1 pseudogene is annotated in these 250 nt (G+C 66.4%); it reads right to left on the bottom strand.

From position 1 onward, the window contains the following. Window positions 1–238 (bottom strand): annotated as a pseudogene (locus tag SB772_RS43870) (xanthine dehydrogenase family protein molybdopterin-binding subunit); the annotation flags it as partial. Between the last annotated feature and the right edge of the window lie 12 nt (window positions 239–250).

Here is a 250-nt window from a genome sequence, read left to right as displayed (position 1 = left end):
GCGCCTTGCCGCCGTTCGGCAGACGCGGCGCGTTCTCATGCGTCATCACCAGCAGCACGCCGGGCACGGCTTGCGCGCGGCTGGCATCGATCGATGCAATGGTGCCGCGTGCAATCGTGCTCGTGACGAGCACCGCATGCGCGAGACGCGCCTCCGGAAACTCCGCCGCATAGCGCGCTTCGCCGGTTACTTTCAGCAGACCGTCGGTGCGGTCGAACGGTTGACCGATCAGATTCATGCGACACCTCCC

This window comes from Paraburkholderia sp. SIMBA_030 (assembly GCF_046535245.1).
GTDB lineage: Bacteria > Pseudomonadota > Gammaproteobacteria > Burkholderiales > Burkholderiaceae > Paraburkholderia.
Note: the sequence above shows the minus strand (reverse complement) of the source record. Positions and strands in the feature narration are given on the sequence as shown.